Origin of the sequence: Nocardia abscessus NBRC 100374, assembly GCF_000308455.1 — a bacterium.
In the GTDB taxonomy this organism is placed as follows: Bacteria; Actinomycetota; Actinomycetes; order Mycobacteriales; family Mycobacteriaceae; genus Nocardia; species Nocardia abscessus.
Map to the genome: position 1 here is coordinate 1 of NZ_BAFP01000104.1, position 16,333 is coordinate 16,333.

The window sequence follows — 16,333 nt, forward strand, 5'->3', positions numbered from 1 at the left end:
CTCCCTCCTCCCCCCGCTCCGGCCAGACTCAGCTGCCTCTTACCTTCGGCCACTGACGGATTGCGTCCGGGTGCGCCCGTTAAGGTGCAGATCATGACCTCCACCGAGCAAGCCGGGTACGTGACGACCGTCGACGGCGTCCTCCAGATCACCATCGCCACGTCCGCCAACGGCACGTCCATGGACTTCGCGGGCATCAACGCGGGCACCGCCGCGCTGCGGTCACTCGGCTCCGATGTGGGCGCGGTGCTGCTGCGGGGCACCGGCGCGAACTTCTGCGCGGGTGGTGACGTGCGCGGCTTCGCCGCGGCGCAGGACCGCTCCGCGCACATTCACGGTCTGGCCACCGACCTGCACGAGTTCGTCCGCGCGCTGGACGCCGTCGCGGTCCCGGTGGTGGCCGCGGTCCACGGTTGGGCGGCGGGGGCTGGTATGAGCCTGGTATGCCTGGCCGATATCGCCCTCGGCGGAGCGGGCACCAAGCTGCGCCCGGCCTATCCCGGCATCGGCCTGAGCCCGGACGGCGGTATGTCCTGGACGCTGCCGCGCATCGTCGGGCGGGCGCGGGCGCGGGCGCGGGAAATCCTGCTCACCGACGCCGTTCTGAACGCCGACGAGGCGGTGCGGCTGGGCGTGCTGAGCAGGCTGGTCCCCGACGACGAGATCGTCGAGGAGGCACAGCGGCTCGCCCGTGCCCTGGCCAACGGACCGCGTTCCACTCACGCGAGCATCAAAGCACTGCTGCGGCAGTCGGATACCGCGCTGCTGAGCGATCAGCTCGACAGTGAGCGCGACGGCATCGCCGCGGCCGCGGGCTCGGCCGCGGGACGCGAGGGCGTCGACGCGTTCGTCGCGAAGCGCAAACCCGACTACGCCGGACTCGCCTGACCGAGTCTCACTCCCGGGTCGAGAGCACGAATTTCGCCACCGCGTCGGTGAACGAGTCGTTGTCGTCACCGGCGGCGGTGTGCGCGGCGCCGCCGATCTCCACCAGCTGGGCGTGCGGCACCAGCCGCTGAAACGCCTCGGCGCCCTCGGCGCTCACCACGTCCGAGCGCATGCCGCGCACCAGCAGCACCGGGATGCGCAGCGCCCGCGCCGCGTCCTCCATCGGTTCGATCATCGCCGACGGGTCCTCCACCCGGTCGCTCAGCATGCCCGGATCCCAGTGCCAGTACCAGCGACCGTCACGCTCACGCAGGTTGCGCAGCAGGCCGTCGGTGTTCTTCGGCCTCGGGCGGTGCGGCAGATACTCGGCGACCGCGTCGGCCGCCTGTTCGAGGGTGTCGAAGCCGTCGCGATGCTTGCCGAGGAAGTCGATCACCCGGGCGACCCCTTCGGGCTCGGGCCGGGTCACGATGTCGACGAGCACCAGAGCGCTGATCGCCTCCCCGCCGGGACGCGCCGTGGCGAGCAGTCCGGTGACCCCGCCCATGCTGGCCCCGACGACCACCGCGGGCGCGCCCAGTTGTTCCAGCACCAGCAGAAGGTCATCGACCATGGTCTCGCGCCGGTAGTCGCGATCCGGCGCCCACGCGCTGTCGCCGTGGCCGCGGGCGTCGACGGCGACCACCCGCATTCCCGACGCGCCGAGCCGCGCGCCGGTCTGCTTCCACGAGTGCCGGGTCTGCCCGCCACCGTGCAGGAAGACGACGAGCGGGCCGTCGACCGGACCGAACTGATCGGCGGCCAGCTCGATTCCGCCCGAACCGCGCAGCCGGAGCCGGGACGGTTCGAGAAGATAGTTCGCATTACTCACGATCTGTAGGATCGCACAACGCCGGTCCGCGCCGGCGTGAACCCGCCGAATCGAGGGTTCAGCAGCCGAGATTGCCCACGAAGAACAGGCACGCGATCTTCGCGTTCACCGACGCGGAGATGGTGGAGGAGCCGCTGGAGGTGTACTCCTCGGCGACCGGAGCCGTCGTGGTCTCCGTGGCGGGCTCCAGCCGCAGGGGGGCCGCACCGGCGACGGCGGCGCCGCTGGTGAGCGCGGCGCAGAAAGCCAGGGTCGCGGTAGCGCCGCGGAGGGTGGTGTTGTGCATGGAAGAGCTCCTCACTCGTTTTCTCTCGGGTCGATCACACACAGACGCCCGACTCAGGGCAGGCGCCAGTCAACCGGTTCGGCCCCCAGTTCGTCGAGCAGTTCGTTCACTCGCGAGAAGGGGCGGGAACCGAAGAACCCACGCGACGCCGACAGCGGCGACGGATGCGCGGACTCGATATAAGGAATCTCGGATTCGGCCAGCAGCGGCTTCAGCGTCGCGGCGTCGCGGCCCCACAGGATCGCCACCAACGGCTCGTCCCTGGCGACCAAGGCGCGAATCGCCTGATCAGTGACCGCCTCCCAGCCCTTGCCGCGGTGCGAGGCCGGCTTGCCCGGCGACACGGTGAGCACCCGGTTCAGCATCAGCACACCCTGGTCCGACCACGGGCTCAGGTCGCCGCAGGACGGCGTGGGGTGACCGAGATCCTTGCTGTATTCGGCGAAAATGTTGGCCAGGCTGCGCGGGATCGGCGAAACATCCGGCGCCACGGAGAAACTCAGACCCATCGGGTGGCCGGGCGTCGGGTAGGGATCCTGGCCGACGACGAGCACGCGCACCGCCTCGAACGGACGCTGAAAGGCTCGCAGGACGTTCTCACCGGACGGTAGGTAGCCACGGCCCGCGGCGTTCTCGGCACGAAGGAATTCGCCCATGACGGAAATCCGATCCGCCACCGGCTCGAGTGCCTTCGCCCATCCCGGATCCATGATTTCCGACAGTGGTTTCGCGCCCATGACCGCACAACTTAGCGTGGTTCGCGGTCGGCTGACGAGTCCGCCCCGGTGAACGATTCCCAGCCGCCGTCGCCGGTCTGTGCCACGCCGTCGACCGTGAGCCCGCGACCGGCCACAACCCGCCCGATCGCGACCCATCCAGGGGGAAGCGGGTGGCCCGGCGCCCATGCGCCCGCGAAGGCATGGTCCTCGCCGCCGGTCAGGATCCATTGAGCCGCATCGGCATCCAGCCGAGCGGCGATTCGTTCCAGCGCCGGGTCACGCAGCGCGGACGAATCCAGATCGATGCCGACGCCCGACGCCGCGGCGATGTGCCCCAGGTCCGCGAGCAGGCCGTCGGACACGTCGGTCAGCGCGTGCGGCCCGAGAGCGGGCGCGGGATCCGAATCTTCGCTCGCCCCGCGGCGCAGCGCGTCCAGCACCATCGCGTACGGCGGCTGCGGAACGCGATGCGCGGCGAGCGCTTCCGCGACCTCCGGGCCGGTCACCCCGGCCGTGAAGGCGTCCAATCCCGCGGCCGACCAGCCGAGTCGTCCCGCCACCGCGACGATGTCGCCCGCGCGCGCACCGGATCTGGTGATGGCCGCGCCGCACGGATCGCCGAACGCGGTGACGGAGATGACCAGCTCGCGACTGCGCACCAGGTCACCCCCGGCGATGGACGCGCCTGCCCTGGCGGCCTCGGCCCACATGCCGTCCGCGAGCCCGTCGATCACCTCCAGCGGAGTGTCGGCCGGGCAGCCGAGGGCGACGACGAAGGCGGTCGGCGTCGCACCCATGGCGACCACGTCGGCGGCGTTCTGCGCGATCGCCTTGCGGCCGACGTCCTCGGGGCTGGACCAGTCCAGACGGAAGTGCCGGTCCTGCACGAGCATGTCGGTGGTCACCACGAACCGGCCGTCCGGCGCCGCGACCAGCGCCGCGTCGTCGCCGGGACCGAGCAGCACGCCCGGCGCTTGCGTCCGGCCCGCGTTGATGCGGTCGATCAGCGCGAACTCCCCTAGTTCACGCACTGTCCTCGGACCGCTACTGGCGCTGATGACCGATCCTTTCCGGCGCGCTGCTTGCTGGAATGCGCCCGACGGTACCCTTTCGGAGGCACTCGAGTACCACCGGGCCGGTCCACCGTTGCCGCCGCTGCGCGGCCACCGGCCGGAGCACCGACGCGCGAACGAGAAAGGATCGGTGAGCATGGCGGCGGATTCGCCGGACCGCGAATCGGCGGAGCCCCGGGACGAACACCCGGAAGCCGCGGCCGAATCCCGGAAGTCCGAGAGCACGGAGCATCCGGCGGGTAGCGCAGACGCCGCTCCCACCGCCGCGGCACCGGACAGCGACGTCGAAGACAGCGACGCTGAGAACCCAGCCGCAGCCGACGACAGCGACGCCGAGGCCCCTCCCGCCGCAGCCGACAACAGCGACGCCGACGACCCGGCCGCCGCAGCCGACGAGCCGGACAACCCGCCCGAGTCGGCCACTGCACATCAGTACTCGCCCGCGATCATCGCGACCGCCGTGGCGCTTCCCGTCGTGCTCGTCGTCGCGGTGCTGGTAGCCGCCGTGCTCGCGCGCCGCGCACCCGTCGAACGGGAACCGCTGGTGCTCGGTCCGGTTCCTGCCCCGGCGGCCGAAGGCCCGGCCTGTGCCGCCCTGCTTCCCGCGCTGCCCGCGGACCTGGGCGAGTTCACCAAATCGACGCTGGTCGAGCCCGCTCCGCCCGCCACCCGCGCATGGCAGCGCACCGAAGGCGGCGACGCGATCGTCCTGCGCTGCGGATTGGATCGCCCACTGGAGTTCAACCGCGCCTCGCCGTTGCAGGTCGTGAACGGCGTGCAGTGGTTCGAGGTCCGCGACCAGACCGCCGAGGTGAGCACCTGGTTCGCGGTCGACCGGGCGACCTACGTGGCCCTCACCGTCCCCGACGGCTCGGGTCCCACGCCGCTGCAAGAAGTCTCCGACACCATCACCGCGCACCTCCCGGCCCAGCCGATCGACCCGGGACCGCTGCCCAACTGACGCGGAGGGCGTAGGGCGATCCCCGCGAAGAAGTCAGGGGCAACCCGTCCTGGCCGACCGCCGGGCGCTTGCCGAAATCGAGCCGGGCCCGGTGCCCGAAATCCGGGACCGATCCACCGACCTGTGGCCGGACTAGGTCACCGACCTGGTGTTCGCACGACTGCGACCGGGCGGCGTCAACGCAGGCCGGTGCCGCGGGCGAGCGCGGTTTCGATCAGGGTGGAGACCAGTGCGGCGTAATCGATGCCGGTGGCCTCCCACATGCGCGGGTACATGGAGATCGCCGTGAAGCCGGGCATGGTGTTGATCTCGTTGATCACCGGTCCCTGCTCGGTGACGAAGAAATCGACCCGGGCCAGGCCTTGGCAGTCGAGAGCTCCGAAGGCGCGCACGGCCAGTTCCCGGATCCGGTCGGAGACCTCGTCGTCCAGCTTCGCGGGGACGTCGAATTCACAGACGTCGTCGAGGTATTTGGTATCGAAGTCGTAGAACTCGGGGCTCGCGGCGGTGGTGCCGGTCTCCGGCATCCGGATCTCCGCCACCACGCTCGCCTCGACCCGGCCGTCCGGGAATTCCAGCACCCCGCACTCCACTTCGCGTCCGACGATGCCCGCTTCCACGATCACCTTCGGGTCGTGCGCGCGCGCCGCGGCGATGGCCGCGTCCAGCTCGTTCCAGTCGGTCACTCTGGTGATGCCGATCGACGATCCGCCCCGGGCCGGCTTGACGAACACCGGCAGTCCAAGGCGCGCCCGATCCGCCTCGGCGAGCGTGGCGGTGCCGGGGCGCAGCACTACTTGCATGCCGATCGGCAGCCCTTCCGCCGCGAGCAGCTTCTTGGTGAATTCCTTGTCCATGCCCGCCGCGCTGGCCAGCACCCCGGGCCCGACATAGGGAATTCCGGCGAGCTCGAGCATCCCCTGCAGCGTGCCGTCCTCACCGAACGGTCCGTGCAGGATCGGGAACACCACGTCCACCGAGCCGAGAGCGGCGCTCGGGTCGTCGAGGGCGATCAGGGCCCCCGAGCGGCTCGGATCAGCGGCCAGGGTCAGCGCCGTGCCGGTGGCATCCACCGACGGCAGGGCTCGATCGTGGATACCGAGCGCGGCCACGTCCGAACCGCCCAGCACCCAGCTGCCCTCGGCGGTGATGCCGATCGGCACCACCTCGTACTTCTCCTGATCCAGGTGACGCAGCACGCTACCGGCCGATACGCAGGACACGGCGTGCTCGTTACTGCGCCCGCCGAAGACCACAGCCACCCTGATCCGGTTCGTCATGCTCCGAACCGTACCCGTTTCGGTCCGCACTTCCACGGCTGACCGTCCCGGACAGTGCGGCCCGCGCACACGCCGGACCGGAGCCGGATCACTCCGGCTTCATCCGCCGCCCGAGCAGGTTGCCGACGGCTTCGCGCACGGAGAGCCCTTCGTGGCAGACCTGGTGCACCGAGGTCGTCAACGGCATCTCGACGCCGTGCCGCTCGGCCAGCGCACGCACCGATGTGCAGGACTTCACACCCTCGGCCACCTGGCCATGAGTGGCCGACTGGGCGGCTTCCATGGACCCGCCCGCACCGAGCACGTGCCCGAAGGACCGGTTGCGCGACAGCGGAGAGGTGCAGGTGGCGACCAGGTCCCCGACTCCGGCCAGACCGGCGAGCGTCACCGGTTCCGCGCCCAGGGCCACCCCGAGCCGGATGATCTCGGCGAGTCCACGGGTGATCAGGCTGGCGATCGAGTTGTCGCCCAGGCCCATTCCCGACGCGATGCCGCAGGCGAGCGCGATGACGTTCTTGCACGCGCCGCCGATCTCGCAGCCGACCACATCGGTGTTGGTGTAGGGCCGGAAGTATCCGGTCGCGCTGGCGTGCTGCACCGCGACCGCGCGCGCGCCGTCCGAGCAGGCGATCACGGTGGCGGCGGGCTGTCCCACCGCGATCTCGCGCGCCAGGTTCGGCCCGGACAGCACCGCGATCCGGCTCTCGTCGGCCCCCGTGACCTCCCCGATCACCTGACTCATCCGCAGCAGCGTGCCGGTCTCGATCCCTTTGGCCAGGCTCAGCAGCGTGGCATCGGCCGGAATCAATCCCTTCCACTCCGCGAGGTTCGCGCGCAGGGACTGCGACGGCACCGCCAGCACCACGATGTCGGCTCGTTCCAGCGCCACCGCCGGGTCATGGGTCGCCGCGATCGGCGGCAGCGGAATATCCGACAGGTAATCGGGATTGCGATGTTCGGAGGCCAGCGCCGCGGCGACCTCGGGCCGACGGGCCCAGATCGTGACCTCGGTTCCCGCGTCCGCCAACACCTTCGCGAACGCGGTGCCCCACGATCCCGCGCCCAGCACTGCCGCCCTCGTCATCAGCCCAATATGCCATGGAAGGATTGGTCGCATGCGCCCGCACGCCGTGCATGCCGTGATCGCGGTCAAGAGCCTCGATCGGGCCAAGAGCCGACTGGCCGACCGGCTGCGCCCGGAGCACCGGGCGCGGCTGGTGCTGGCCATGCTCGCCGACACCGTGACCGCCACGGCGGCGGTCGGCGCGGTTGTCTCCATCACCGTGGTCACGCCTGATCCCGCGGTCGCGGACCTGGCCCGCACGCTGGGCGCGCACGTCCATCCGGAACCGCGCCAGTCACAGGCCGACGGGCTGAACCTCGCCCTGGCCGCCACCGCCGACGCGTTGCGCGGTGCGCACGGGCCGATCGATCTGCTGGCTCTCCAAGCCGATCTGCCCGCGCTGCGACCGGAAGAATTGTCGGAGATGCTCGCCGCCGCTCCGCGCGGACTGCGCTCGATCGTGGTCGACTATGAGGGCAGCGGCACCGCCGCGCTCGTGGTCCGCGACCCGGTCGGCGCGCTCGACCCCCGTTTCGGTCCCGGGTCGGCGCGCAGCCACATCGATGCGGGCGCGGTCGATCTCAGTGGAGACTGGCCCGGGCTGCGTCTGGACGTCGACACCGCCGACGATCTGGACCGCGCGGTGGCGCTGGGAGCCGGAAACGCGACCCGTGCTGTCCTGCACGACATCGGCTGGCCGGGCGGTGTTCACGAACCCGTTCCACACGTGTGCTAGCCGGTCGCCATAGTGCAGTGAGACACACATCAATCCCGATCGCAGGATGCACACCCGGTGTCCGGTAAGGGATGATCGTTGGCGTGAGCGATACGGAAACCGTCAAGCAGCAGCCGTTGCTTCCCACGCCACCCCCGGCGGCGACACCCTTGTCCGCCGACTCGTCGGCGCCACGGTTGCCACGCGATCGCTACCTCAATCGGGAATTGAGCTGGCTCGACTTCAACGCCCGCGTGCTCGCCCTCGCCGAGGACGCGTCGCTTCCGTTGCTGGAGCGTGCGAAGTTCCTGGCGATCTTCGCGTCGAATCTCGACGAGTTCTACATGGTGCGGGTGGCGGGACTGAAACGCCGCGCCGAGACCGGTCTGCTGGTGCGTTCGGCCGACGGCCGCTCGCCCGGCGAGCAGCTGGAACTGATCGCCGTGCGTACGCAGGAGATCGCGATGCGGCATGCCCGCGTCTTCCTCGACAGCGTGCTGCCCGCGCTGACCGCCGAGGGCATAGCGATCATCGACTGGAACGACCTGGACGAGGACGAACGCGGCCGCCTGTCCGGCTATTTCCAGGATCAGGTGTTCCCGGTGCTCACCCCGCTCGCGGTGGACCCGGCACACCCCTTCCCCTACATCAGCGGACTCAGTCTCAACCTCGCGGTGACGGTGAAGGACTACTCCACCGGCGGCGAGCACTTCGCCCGCGTCAAGGTGCCCGACAACGTCGACCGGTTCGTCCGCGTACGCCGCACCGAATCCGGCTCCGGCGCTCCGATCGCCGCTTTCCTTCCGATGGAAGCGCTCATCGCCGCGCACCTGGATCTGCTCTTCCCCGGCATGGAGGTGGTCGAGCACCACTCGTTCCGGATCACCCGCAACGCCGACTTCGAGGTCGACGAGGATCGCGACGAGGATCTGCTGCAGGCGCTGGAACGCGAGCTGGCCCGGCGCCGGTTCGGTTCACCGGTGCGACTAGAGGTGTCCGACGACATGACCGAGCACATGCTCGATCTGCTCCTGCGTGAGCTGGACGTCGACCCCGGCGACGTGATCCAGGTGCCCGGCCTGCTCGACCTGTCCTGCCTCTGGCAGGTGTACGGCGTGGACCGGGCCAATCTGAAGGACACCCCGTACGTTCCCGCGACCCCGCCCGCGTTCGGCGAGCGGGAGACGCCGCGCAACGTCTTCGCCGCGCTGCGCGAGGGCGACGTGCTCGTGCACCACCCGTACGACTCGTTCTCCACCAGCGTGCAGCGGTTCATCGAACAGGCCGCCGCCGACCCGCAGGTGCTCGCCATCAAGCAGACGCTCTACCGCACCTCCGGCGACTCCCCTATCGTCAACGCGCTCATCGACGCCGCCGAGGCCGGCAAGCAGGTGGTCGCCCTGGTCGAGATCAAGGCTCGCTTCGACGAGCAGGCCAACATCAAGTGGGCTCGCGCGCTGGAGCAGGCCGGCGTGCACGTGGTGTACGGCCTCATCGGCCTGAAGACCCACTGCAAGACCTGCCTGGTGGTGCGCCGCGAGGGCGCGACCATCCGCCGCTACTGCCACATCGGGACCGGCAACTACAACCCGAAGACCGCACGCCTCTACGAGGACGTCGGATTGCTCACCGCCGCACCGGAAATCGGCGCCGACCTGACCGACCTGTTCAATTCGCTCACCGGTTACTCGCGGAAAGAGAACTACCGCAATCTGCTCGTCGCCCCGCACGGCGTGCGCTCCGGCATCATCGAGCGCATCCAACGCGAGACCGAGCTGGCGGCCGAGGGGAAGGAAGCCCGAATCCGGCTGAAGGCCAACGCGATCGTCGACGAGGAGATCATCGACGCGCTGTACCGGGCCTCGCAGGCGGGCGTGCCGGTGCAGATCGTGGTGCGCGGCATCTGCGGGCTGCGCCCGGGTGTGCCGGACATGAGCGAGAACATCGAGGTCCGCTCCATCCTCGGCCGGTTCCTCGAGCACTCCCGCGTCCTGCATTTCCAAGCGCAGGATCAGTACTGGATCGGCAGCGCCGACATGATGCACCGCAACCTGGATCGCCGGGTGGAGGTGATGGCGCAGGTGAAGGATCCGCGGTTGACCGAGCAACTCGGCGGGGTATTCGAGTCGGCGCTGTCGCCGACCACGCGCTGCTGGGTTCTGCAGCCCGACGGCACCTGGCGGGCAGCGCCGGGTGCGTCCGGCGACGGAGACAAGATCAGAGACCACCAGGAGCATTTGATGCGGCTGCGGAGGCCCGAACAGCAGTGAACGCCAGGACGGGGTTCGAACAGGAGGGGGGCCCGTTCTGGGATCCCCGCATCACTGCCAATATCCACGCCGCAGGCGCAGTGCTGTGGCGTACCACGGCGGGGGGCGCGATCGAGATCGCGCTCGTCCACCGGCCCAAGTACGAGGATTGGTCACTGCCGAAGGGCAAGCTCGACCCGGGCGAGACACCGATACTCGCCGCGGTCCGCGAAGTCCGGGAGGAGACCGGTCTGGAGTCCAGGCTCGGCCGCTACCTCGGTCACGTCACCTACCCGATTCCGGGCCATCGCAAGCTGAAGCGGGTCGACTACTGGGCAGCCGAACTGGTGAGCGGGGAGTTCACCGCCAACTCCGAGGTCGACCTGCTCAGTTGGCATCCCCTCGACCGGGTGATGGACCAGCTGTCGTACCCGATGGATCGTCAGGTGGTGCGCGCCTTCACCCGGCTGCCCGCGCGCACGAAGACTCTCCTGCTCGTGCGGCACGGCAAAGCAGGCCGCAGGGACCGCTACCACGGTCCCGACGAACTGCGTCCGCTCGACCGCGAGGGCGAGGGGCAGGCGCGGGCGCTGGTGGCGAATCTGTTGGCGTTCGGCGCATCCGAGGTCTACTCGGCGGATCCGTTGCGCTGCGTGCAAACCGTAGCGCCGCTGGCCGAGAAGCTCGGCATCGAAATCCACACGGAGCCTTTGTTTTCCGAGTCCGGGTACGCCGAACAGCCCGACGGGGCCGGGGAACGTCTTCGAGCCCTGGTGTCGGACAGTGCCGTTCGCGTCGTCTGCAGTCAGGGCAAGGTGATCCCGGATCTGCTGAGTGGGCTGGCCGACCGCGACGGCCTCGCGCTGCCGTCGGCGCGCAATCGCAAGGGCAGTGTGTGGGTGCTGTCGTTCGCCGGCCCGCGCTTGGTGGCCGCCGACCATCTGGATCGATCGCTGTCAGCCTACGTCGTGCCGTCCTGATACGCAGGCAGCCGGGCTGTAAACCCACGCGTCGGCGGGCGGCCGCACGCGTCGATCGGCCACGGCGAACGCGGCCAGGCGGTCACGGTGAGAGGGCAGGCGAAAACGGCCCCGGGTGTCTCCCGGGGCCGTCTCGACGTTGAGGCGAATGGGCCCAGTCGTGGGGCCGCGCATTCGGCGCCGATCCGGCGGTGGCTCGAGATCAGCGGGCTCGGCGAGCCGGGGCCTTCTTGGCCGCGGTCTTCTTCGCAGGTGCCTTCTTGGCGGCGGTCTTCTTGGCGGCGGTGGACTTGGCCGCCGTGGCCTTGGTGGCCGTCTTCTTGGCCGGAGCCTTCTTCGCGACCGCGGTCTTCTTCGCGGGCGCCTTCTTCGCAGCGGTCTTGGTGGCGGTCGTCTTGCGAGCGGTGGTCTTCGCCGGGGCCTTGGCGGCGGCCTTACGGGCCGTGCTCTTGGCGGGCGCCTTGGTCGGCGTCGACTTCTTGGCGGCGGTCTTCTTCGCCGCCGTCTTCTTTGCCGCCGCCTTCTTCGCGGCCACCGGCGCATTCACCCCGCGCTTGACGGCGGGCCCGGTCGCGGCCAGTTTCTGCTTACCCGCGATCACCGCCTTGAACTGAGCGCCGGGGCGGAACGCGGGCACCGAAGTGGGCTTGACCTTCACGGTTTCGCCGGTACGCGGGTTCCGTGCGACGCGAGCCGCCCGCTTACGCTGTTCGAACACACCGAATCCGGTGATTGTGACGCTCTGACCCTTGTGCACCGCGCGCACGATGGTGTCGACCACATGCTCGACTGCCGCGGTGGCCGTGCGCCTGTCCGTACCCAACTTTTCGGTCAGAACGTCGATCAGTTCCGCCTTGTTCATTGAATCCTCCGCAGACTAATGGCCCGTCGTCGGACCGACTAGGTACCACGGTAAACCCACTTTGGGCAAGAGTCTATGTGCCACGCCAAAATTCATGTGGTTTAGCACACGTCCAGCTACCGCCACTACAGTCGCTCAGCTAACCGCCAAGGGTGATTACGTCTGCGAAATATGTGCTGGAAGGGTGGTGGGTTTCCATGTTGGCCTTGCCTTTTCGAACCGGGAGATCGCGTCCTCCCGGCGGAGAGTCAGCCCGATGTCATCCAATCCCTCCAGCAGACGCCACCTGGTGTAGTCATCAATATCGAACGGCAACACGACGGTTCCAGCCGTCACTGTGCGCGCCTCGAGATCCACAACCAATTCCAAGCCCGGCTGTTCCTCGAGCAACTTCCAGAGCATTTCGACATCGTTCTGTGACATCTGAGCGGTCACCACACCGCCCTTGCCCGCATTGCCGCGGAAGATGTCGGCGAACCGGGATGAGATGACCACCCGAAAGCCGTAGTCCGACAGCGCCCAAACAGCGTGCTCACGGGAGGATCCGGTACCGAAATCCGGACCTGCCACCAGTACACTACCGCTGTTGTAAGGCGCCACGTTGAGAATGAAGTCGGGATCGGCCCGCCATGCGGCGAACAACCCGTCCTCGAATCCGGTCCGGGTCACCCGCTTGAGGTAGACCGCCGGGATGATCTGATCGGTATCGACATTGGAGCGGCGCAGCGGCACCCCGATGCCCTTGTGCACGGTGAAGGCTTCCATTACGAATCTCCTGGGTTTGATTGCGGGAATCGGGGGCCGTCAGGCCAGATCCGCAGGCGAGGACAGTGTTCCGCGGACCGCCGTCGCGGCCGCTACGAGGGGAGAAACCAGGTGCGTACGGCCGCCTTTGCCCTGCCTGCCCTCGAAGTTGCGGTTCGAGGTGGACGCGCAACGCTGACCGGGCTCGAGCTGGTCCGGATTCATTCCCAGGCACATTGAGCAGCCCGCCTGCCGCCATTCGGCGCCCGCCGCGGTGAAAATCTCACCCAGTCCTTCTTTTTCCGCCTGGGCGCGAACCCGCATCGACCCCGGTACAACCAGCATTCGCACGCCGTCGGCGACATGACGTCCCTTCAAAATCCCGGCCACCGCACGCAAATCCTCAATGCGTCCGTTGGTGCACGAACCGACGAATACGGTGTCGATCGGTACTTCCCGAAGCGGAGTACCCGGCTCCAAGTCCATGTAACGCAGAGCTTTCTCCGCGGACTCACGGGCCACCTCGTCGGCGATGGCGGCCGGGTCGGGCACCGCCTCGCCCAGCGGGGCGCCCTGGCCCGGATTGGTGCCCCAGGTGACGAACGGGGTCAGCGCGGCGGCGTCGATGTGGACCTCGGCGTCGAAAACGGCGCCCTCGTCGGTCTTCAGCGCCTCCCAGGCGGCCACCGCCGCGTCCCAGTCGGCTCCCTGCGGGGCGTGCGGCCGTCCTTTGAGGAATTCATAGGTCGTTTCGTCCGGCGCGATCATGCCCGCCCGCGCGCCCGCCTCGATGGACATGTTGCAGATCGTCATTCGGGCCTCCATCGACATGGCTCGAATGGCCTCGCCCCGGTACTCCAGGACGTAGCCCTGGCCGCCGCCGGTGCCGATCTTCGCGATGACCGCCAGGATCAGGTCCTTGCTCGTCACGCCCGCGGACAGGACGCCGTCCACGGTGATCGCCATCGTCTTGAACGGGCGCAACGAGAGCGTCTGGGTGGCAAGCACATGTTCGACCTCGGAGGTGCCGATGCCCATCGCCAGCGCGCCGAACGCGCCGTGCGTCGAAGTGTGGCTGTCGCCGCACACCACGGTCGTTCCGGGCTGGGTCAGGCCCAGCTGCGGCCCGACCACGTGCACGATGCCCTGGTCCAGGTCGCCCATCGGGTGCAGCCGCACACCGAATTCCGCGCAGTTGCGCCGCAGCGTCTCCACCTGGGTGCGCGAAACCGGGTCGGCGATCGGCTTGTCGATATCGATCGTCGGAACGTTGTGGTCCTCGGTCGCGATCGTGAGATCCGGCCTGCGCACCGGCCTGCCCGCGGCACGCAGCCCGTCGAAGGCCTGCGGACTGGTCACCTCGTGGACCAGATGCAGGTCGATATAGATGAGGTCCGGTTCGCGCGAGGCACCCTCGCCCTCCCCGCGAGCGACGACATGCTGGTCCCATACCTTCTCGGCCAGCGTGCGCGGTTCGGCCATTGTCGATCACCTTTCGGACGAAGCAGCCGTTCCGCGATCTGGACTCCGACGCGGCGACGGTTGCACAGGTTGTGATAGCTGCGCCTGGTCGGAACGCTGACAGCGAGAATCCGCGACGGTGGATTTCTCAACATCCGAGACGCTAATATCGTTCTATGAGACAGCATAGCGGCATCGGCGTTCTCGACAAAGCAATGGCGGTGCTGTACGCCGTAGCCGAGCATCCCTCGGGTCTCAACGAGCTGTGCGCGCGCACCGGCCTGCCCCGCGCCACCGCGCACCGTCTCGCCGTCGGCTTGGAAGTGCATCGCCTGCTCGCTCGCGACAGCAACGGCACGTGGCGGCCCGGCCCGGCCCTCGCCGAACTCGCGACCAGCGCCAATGACCCGCTGCTGGAGGCGGCGTCGGCCATTCTCCCCCGGCTGCGCGAGATCACCGGCGAAAGCGTGCAGCTCTACTGCCGCGACGGCAACGCCCGCGTCTGCGTCGCGGCCCTGGAACCCCCCGTCGGACTGCGCGACACCGTGCCGATCGGGGCGCGGCTGCCGCTCACCGCGGGCTCGGCGGCCAAAGTGCTGATGGCGTGGGCCGACCCGGAGCTGCAACGCACCATCCTGGCCGACGCGGTGTTCGGCGAGCGTGCGCTGGCCGAGGTGCGCAAGCGCGGGTGGGCGCAGAGCGCGGCCGAGCGCGCGGCCGGCGTGGCCAGCGTTTCCGCGCCGGTGCGCGATGCCGGGGGCACCGTGGTCGCGGCCGTGTCGGTGTCCGGACCGATCGATCGGATGGGCCGCAGGCCGGGCGCTCGCTGGGCCGCGGATCTGGTCGCGGCGGCCGAGGCACTGCACAAGCGCCTGTAACGCGTTGCAGTCCGAACTCTCTAGAGTTGGCCCATGGGAGTGAAACAACGGGCACAGATCGTGATGTCCGACACCGAGATCACCGAGTTCTTGCAGCGCAGCCGGATCGCGACGCTGGCGACGCTCGGTCCGAAGGGCACGCCGCACCTGACCGCGATGTGGTACGCGCTCATCGACGGCGAGATCTGGTTCGAGACCAAGGCCAAATCGCAGAAGGCGGTGAACCTGCGCCGCGATCCCCGAGTCACCTGCATGGTCGAGGCGGGCCAGACCTACGACCAGCTCAGGGGCGTGTCCATCGAGGGCCGCGCCGAGATCGTCGAGGACGCCGACAAACTCTTCGCCGTCGGGGTGAGCGTCTGGGAACGCTACAACGGCCCCTACAGCGAGGAGATCCGGCCGATGGTGGAGGCCATGCTGCACAAACGGGTCGCCGTCCGCGTCGTGGCCGAGCGCACGCGCAGCTGGGATCACCGCAAACTCGGCTTGCCCGCCATGCCGCTCGCGGGCAGCACCGCGCAGCCGCTGGACTGACCTCCAGCGCGATCAGGCGGCGCGACGCGCCGAAATCGAACTGACACAACCACCTCGCACGGACTAGCGTCGAGGTGTTCGACAGCAACCGGCCGGGCACCGGCGCCCGCGAGGACGCGCTGCGCGGCCGCGACGACGAGGAGCAGCGATGGCGGATTCGGGTAAGTCCAACGGCGCCGACGAGGTGAAGCGCAAGTTCCGGGAAGCACTGGAGCGCAAGAACCAGCAGAACGCCCGCGCGGCCGACCACCTCGACGGACGGTCGAAAGCGTCCGCGGCGCACTCCGCCGTCGGCCACAAGCGGGAATTCCGGCGCAAGAGCGGCTAGTCCGCGCAGAACGCCAAGGCCCTCCGGCAAGATCGCTGGAGGGCCTTTCTTTTGCCCAGGGACCAGGCGAGATGCGCAGTCCTCAACGGTCGACCGGGCGCTCGTGGCGGTTCGAGATGTCCAATCCACCCATTGGGCTCCTTCGCCACGGCCACCGCTGTAGCCGGCGCGTCCGGACCATGACCTTCGTCACTGGCATCAGCAACGATCGCGCCGACGGCCCCTCAGCGATGCCTACCGGGTTCCCGCAACCGAATCGACGGCTTCGCAAGACGGCCTACCAGCCGAGACAAGGCTCGAATCCGCCACGGACGACAACACGGGACAACCACCGGCCAAGCGGGGCGAAACCCTCGCCGGGGGTCCGGGCGCGAAGCCCTCCGGGCGGGGCGTGGGGGTCGCACCCCCCCCCAGAACATGGCGAAACGAGAAAGGCCCATG

General features: G+C 69.0%; 17 protein-coding genes. 8 read left to right on the plus strand and 9 right to left on the minus strand.

Translation table 11 applies throughout. From position 1 onward, the window contains the following. Positions 1 to 93: 93 nt before the first annotated feature. Positions 94 to 888, plus strand: coding sequence for an enoyl-CoA hydratase/isomerase family protein (locus tag ON19_RS20970; RefSeq protein ID WP_043695693.1), 795 nt, complete (start codon positions 94 to 96; stop codon positions 886 to 888). Between the two features lie 7 nt (positions 889 to 895). Here ON19_RS20970 and ON19_RS20975 read toward each other — a convergent pair whose 3' ends face one another. Genes ON19_RS20975 through ON19_RS20990 form a run of 4 tightly spaced genes read right to left on the minus strand, consistent with a single transcriptional unit; the run spans position 896 to position 3,795 of the window. Next, positions 896 to 1,759 carry an alpha/beta fold hydrolase gene (locus ON19_RS20975; RefSeq protein ID WP_043695493.1) on the minus strand — a complete coding sequence of 288 codons (864 nt, stop codon included), beginning with the start codon at positions 1,757 to 1,759 and terminating at the stop codon, positions 896 to 898. 58 nt (positions 1,760 to 1,817) lie between these two features. Beyond that, positions 1,818 to 2,045 (minus strand): hypothetical protein, encoded by a 228-nt coding sequence (locus ON19_RS20980; protein ID WP_043695495.1) that lies wholly within the window; start codon positions 2,043 to 2,045, stop codon positions 1,818 to 1,820. Positions 2,046 to 2,098: 53 nt separating this feature from the next. Continuing rightward, a complete protein-coding gene (locus tag ON19_RS20985) occupies positions 2,099 to 2,782 on the minus strand; it encodes a uracil-DNA glycosylase (RefSeq protein WP_043695498.1) in 684 nt (227 codons plus the stop codon). Between the two features lie 11 nt (positions 2,783 to 2,793). After that, a complete protein-coding gene (locus ON19_RS20990; protein WP_218006456.1) occupies positions 2,794 to 3,795 on the minus strand; it encodes a thiamine-phosphate kinase in 1,002 nt (333 codons plus the stop codon). 178 nt (positions 3,796 to 3,973) lie between these two features. Here ON19_RS20990 and ON19_RS40535 point away from each other — a divergent pair, with 178 nt between their 5' ends. Further along, a complete protein-coding gene (locus tag ON19_RS40535; protein WP_043695501.1) occupies positions 3,974 to 4,798 on the plus strand; it encodes a DUF3515 domain-containing protein in 825 nt (274 codons plus the stop codon). 176 nt (positions 4,799 to 4,974) lie between these two features. Here the strand turns inward: ON19_RS40535 and ON19_RS21000 are convergent, their stop codons facing one another. Together ON19_RS21000 and ON19_RS21005 are read right to left on the minus strand one after the other, a co-directional pair. Further along, on the minus strand, positions 4,975 to 6,078 hold the full coding sequence (locus ON19_RS21000; protein WP_043695504.1) for a D-alanine--D-alanine ligase family protein: 1,104 nt from the start codon (positions 6,076 to 6,078) through the stop codon (positions 4,975 to 4,977). Positions 6,079 to 6,166: 88 nt separating this feature from the next. After that, positions 6,167 to 7,162 (minus strand): NAD(P)H-dependent glycerol-3-phosphate dehydrogenase, encoded by a 996-nt coding sequence (locus ON19_RS21005; RefSeq protein WP_043695507.1) that lies wholly within the window; start codon positions 7,160 to 7,162, stop codon positions 6,167 to 6,169. A gap of 31 nt (positions 7,163 to 7,193) precedes the next feature. Here ON19_RS21005 and cofC point away from each other — a divergent pair, with 31 nt between their 5' ends. The 3 genes from cofC to ON19_RS21020 all read left to right on the plus strand — a co-directional run bounded on the left by cofC (position 7,194) and on the right by ON19_RS21020 (position 11,085). Continuing rightward, positions 7,194 to 7,877, plus strand: a complete 684-nt coding sequence (gene cofC / locus ON19_RS21010) for a 2-phospho-L-lactate guanylyltransferase (RefSeq protein ID WP_043695510.1) — start codon at positions 7,194 to 7,196, stop codon at positions 7,875 to 7,877. Positions 7,878 to 7,948: 71 nt separating this feature from the next. Then, a complete protein-coding gene (locus ON19_RS21015; RefSeq protein ID WP_043695513.1) occupies positions 7,949 to 10,126 on the plus strand; it encodes an RNA degradosome polyphosphate kinase in 2,178 nt (725 codons plus the stop codon). Next, positions 10,123 to 11,085 carry an NUDIX hydrolase gene (locus tag ON19_RS21020; RefSeq protein ID WP_083899519.1) on the plus strand — a complete coding sequence of 321 codons (963 nt, stop codon included), beginning with the start codon at positions 10,123 to 10,125 and terminating at the stop codon, positions 11,083 to 11,085. Before ON19_RS21015 ends, ON19_RS21020 begins: the two co-directional genes overlap by 4 nt. Before the next feature lie 202 nt (positions 11,086 to 11,287). Here ON19_RS21020 and ON19_RS21025 read toward each other — a convergent pair whose 3' ends face one another. The 3 genes from ON19_RS21025 to leuC all read right to left on the minus strand — a co-directional run bounded on the left by ON19_RS21025 (position 11,288) and on the right by leuC (position 14,173). Beyond that, entirely contained in the window at positions 11,288 to 11,947 is a 660-nt protein-coding gene (locus tag ON19_RS21025; RefSeq protein ID WP_043695518.1) for an HU family DNA-binding protein, read from the minus strand. Positions 11,948 to 12,103: 156 nt separating this feature from the next. Further along, positions 12,104 to 12,712 (minus strand): 3-isopropylmalate dehydratase small subunit, encoded by a 609-nt coding sequence (gene leuD / locus ON19_RS21030; RefSeq protein WP_043695521.1) that lies wholly within the window; start codon positions 12,710 to 12,712, stop codon positions 12,104 to 12,106. Between the two features lie 39 nt (positions 12,713 to 12,751). Further along, positions 12,752 to 14,173 carry a 3-isopropylmalate dehydratase large subunit gene (gene leuC / locus ON19_RS21035; protein ID WP_043695524.1) on the minus strand — a complete coding sequence of 474 codons (1,422 nt, stop codon included), beginning with the start codon at positions 14,171 to 14,173 and terminating at the stop codon, positions 12,752 to 12,754. A gap of 155 nt (positions 14,174 to 14,328) precedes the next feature. On the opposite strand from leuC, the gene ON19_RS21040 reads away from it, so the two are divergent. The 3 genes from ON19_RS21040 to ON19_RS21050 all read left to right on the plus strand — a co-directional run bounded on the left by ON19_RS21040 (position 14,329) and on the right by ON19_RS21050 (position 15,892). Continuing rightward, entirely contained in the window at positions 14,329 to 15,030 is a 702-nt protein-coding gene (locus ON19_RS21040) for an IclR family transcriptional regulator (RefSeq protein WP_043695527.1), read from the plus strand. A gap of 33 nt (positions 15,031 to 15,063) precedes the next feature. Beyond that, complete coding sequence (locus ON19_RS21045; RefSeq protein ID WP_043695530.1) at positions 15,064 to 15,564, plus strand: PPOX class F420-dependent oxidoreductase; 501 nt, start codon at positions 15,064 to 15,066, stop codon at positions 15,562 to 15,564. Between the two features lie 148 nt (positions 15,565 to 15,712). Beyond that, positions 15,713 to 15,892, plus strand: coding sequence for a DUF5302 domain-containing protein (locus tag ON19_RS21050; RefSeq protein ID WP_043695533.1), 180 nt, complete (start codon positions 15,713 to 15,715; stop codon positions 15,890 to 15,892). Positions 15,893 to 16,333: the final 441 nt, after the last annotated feature.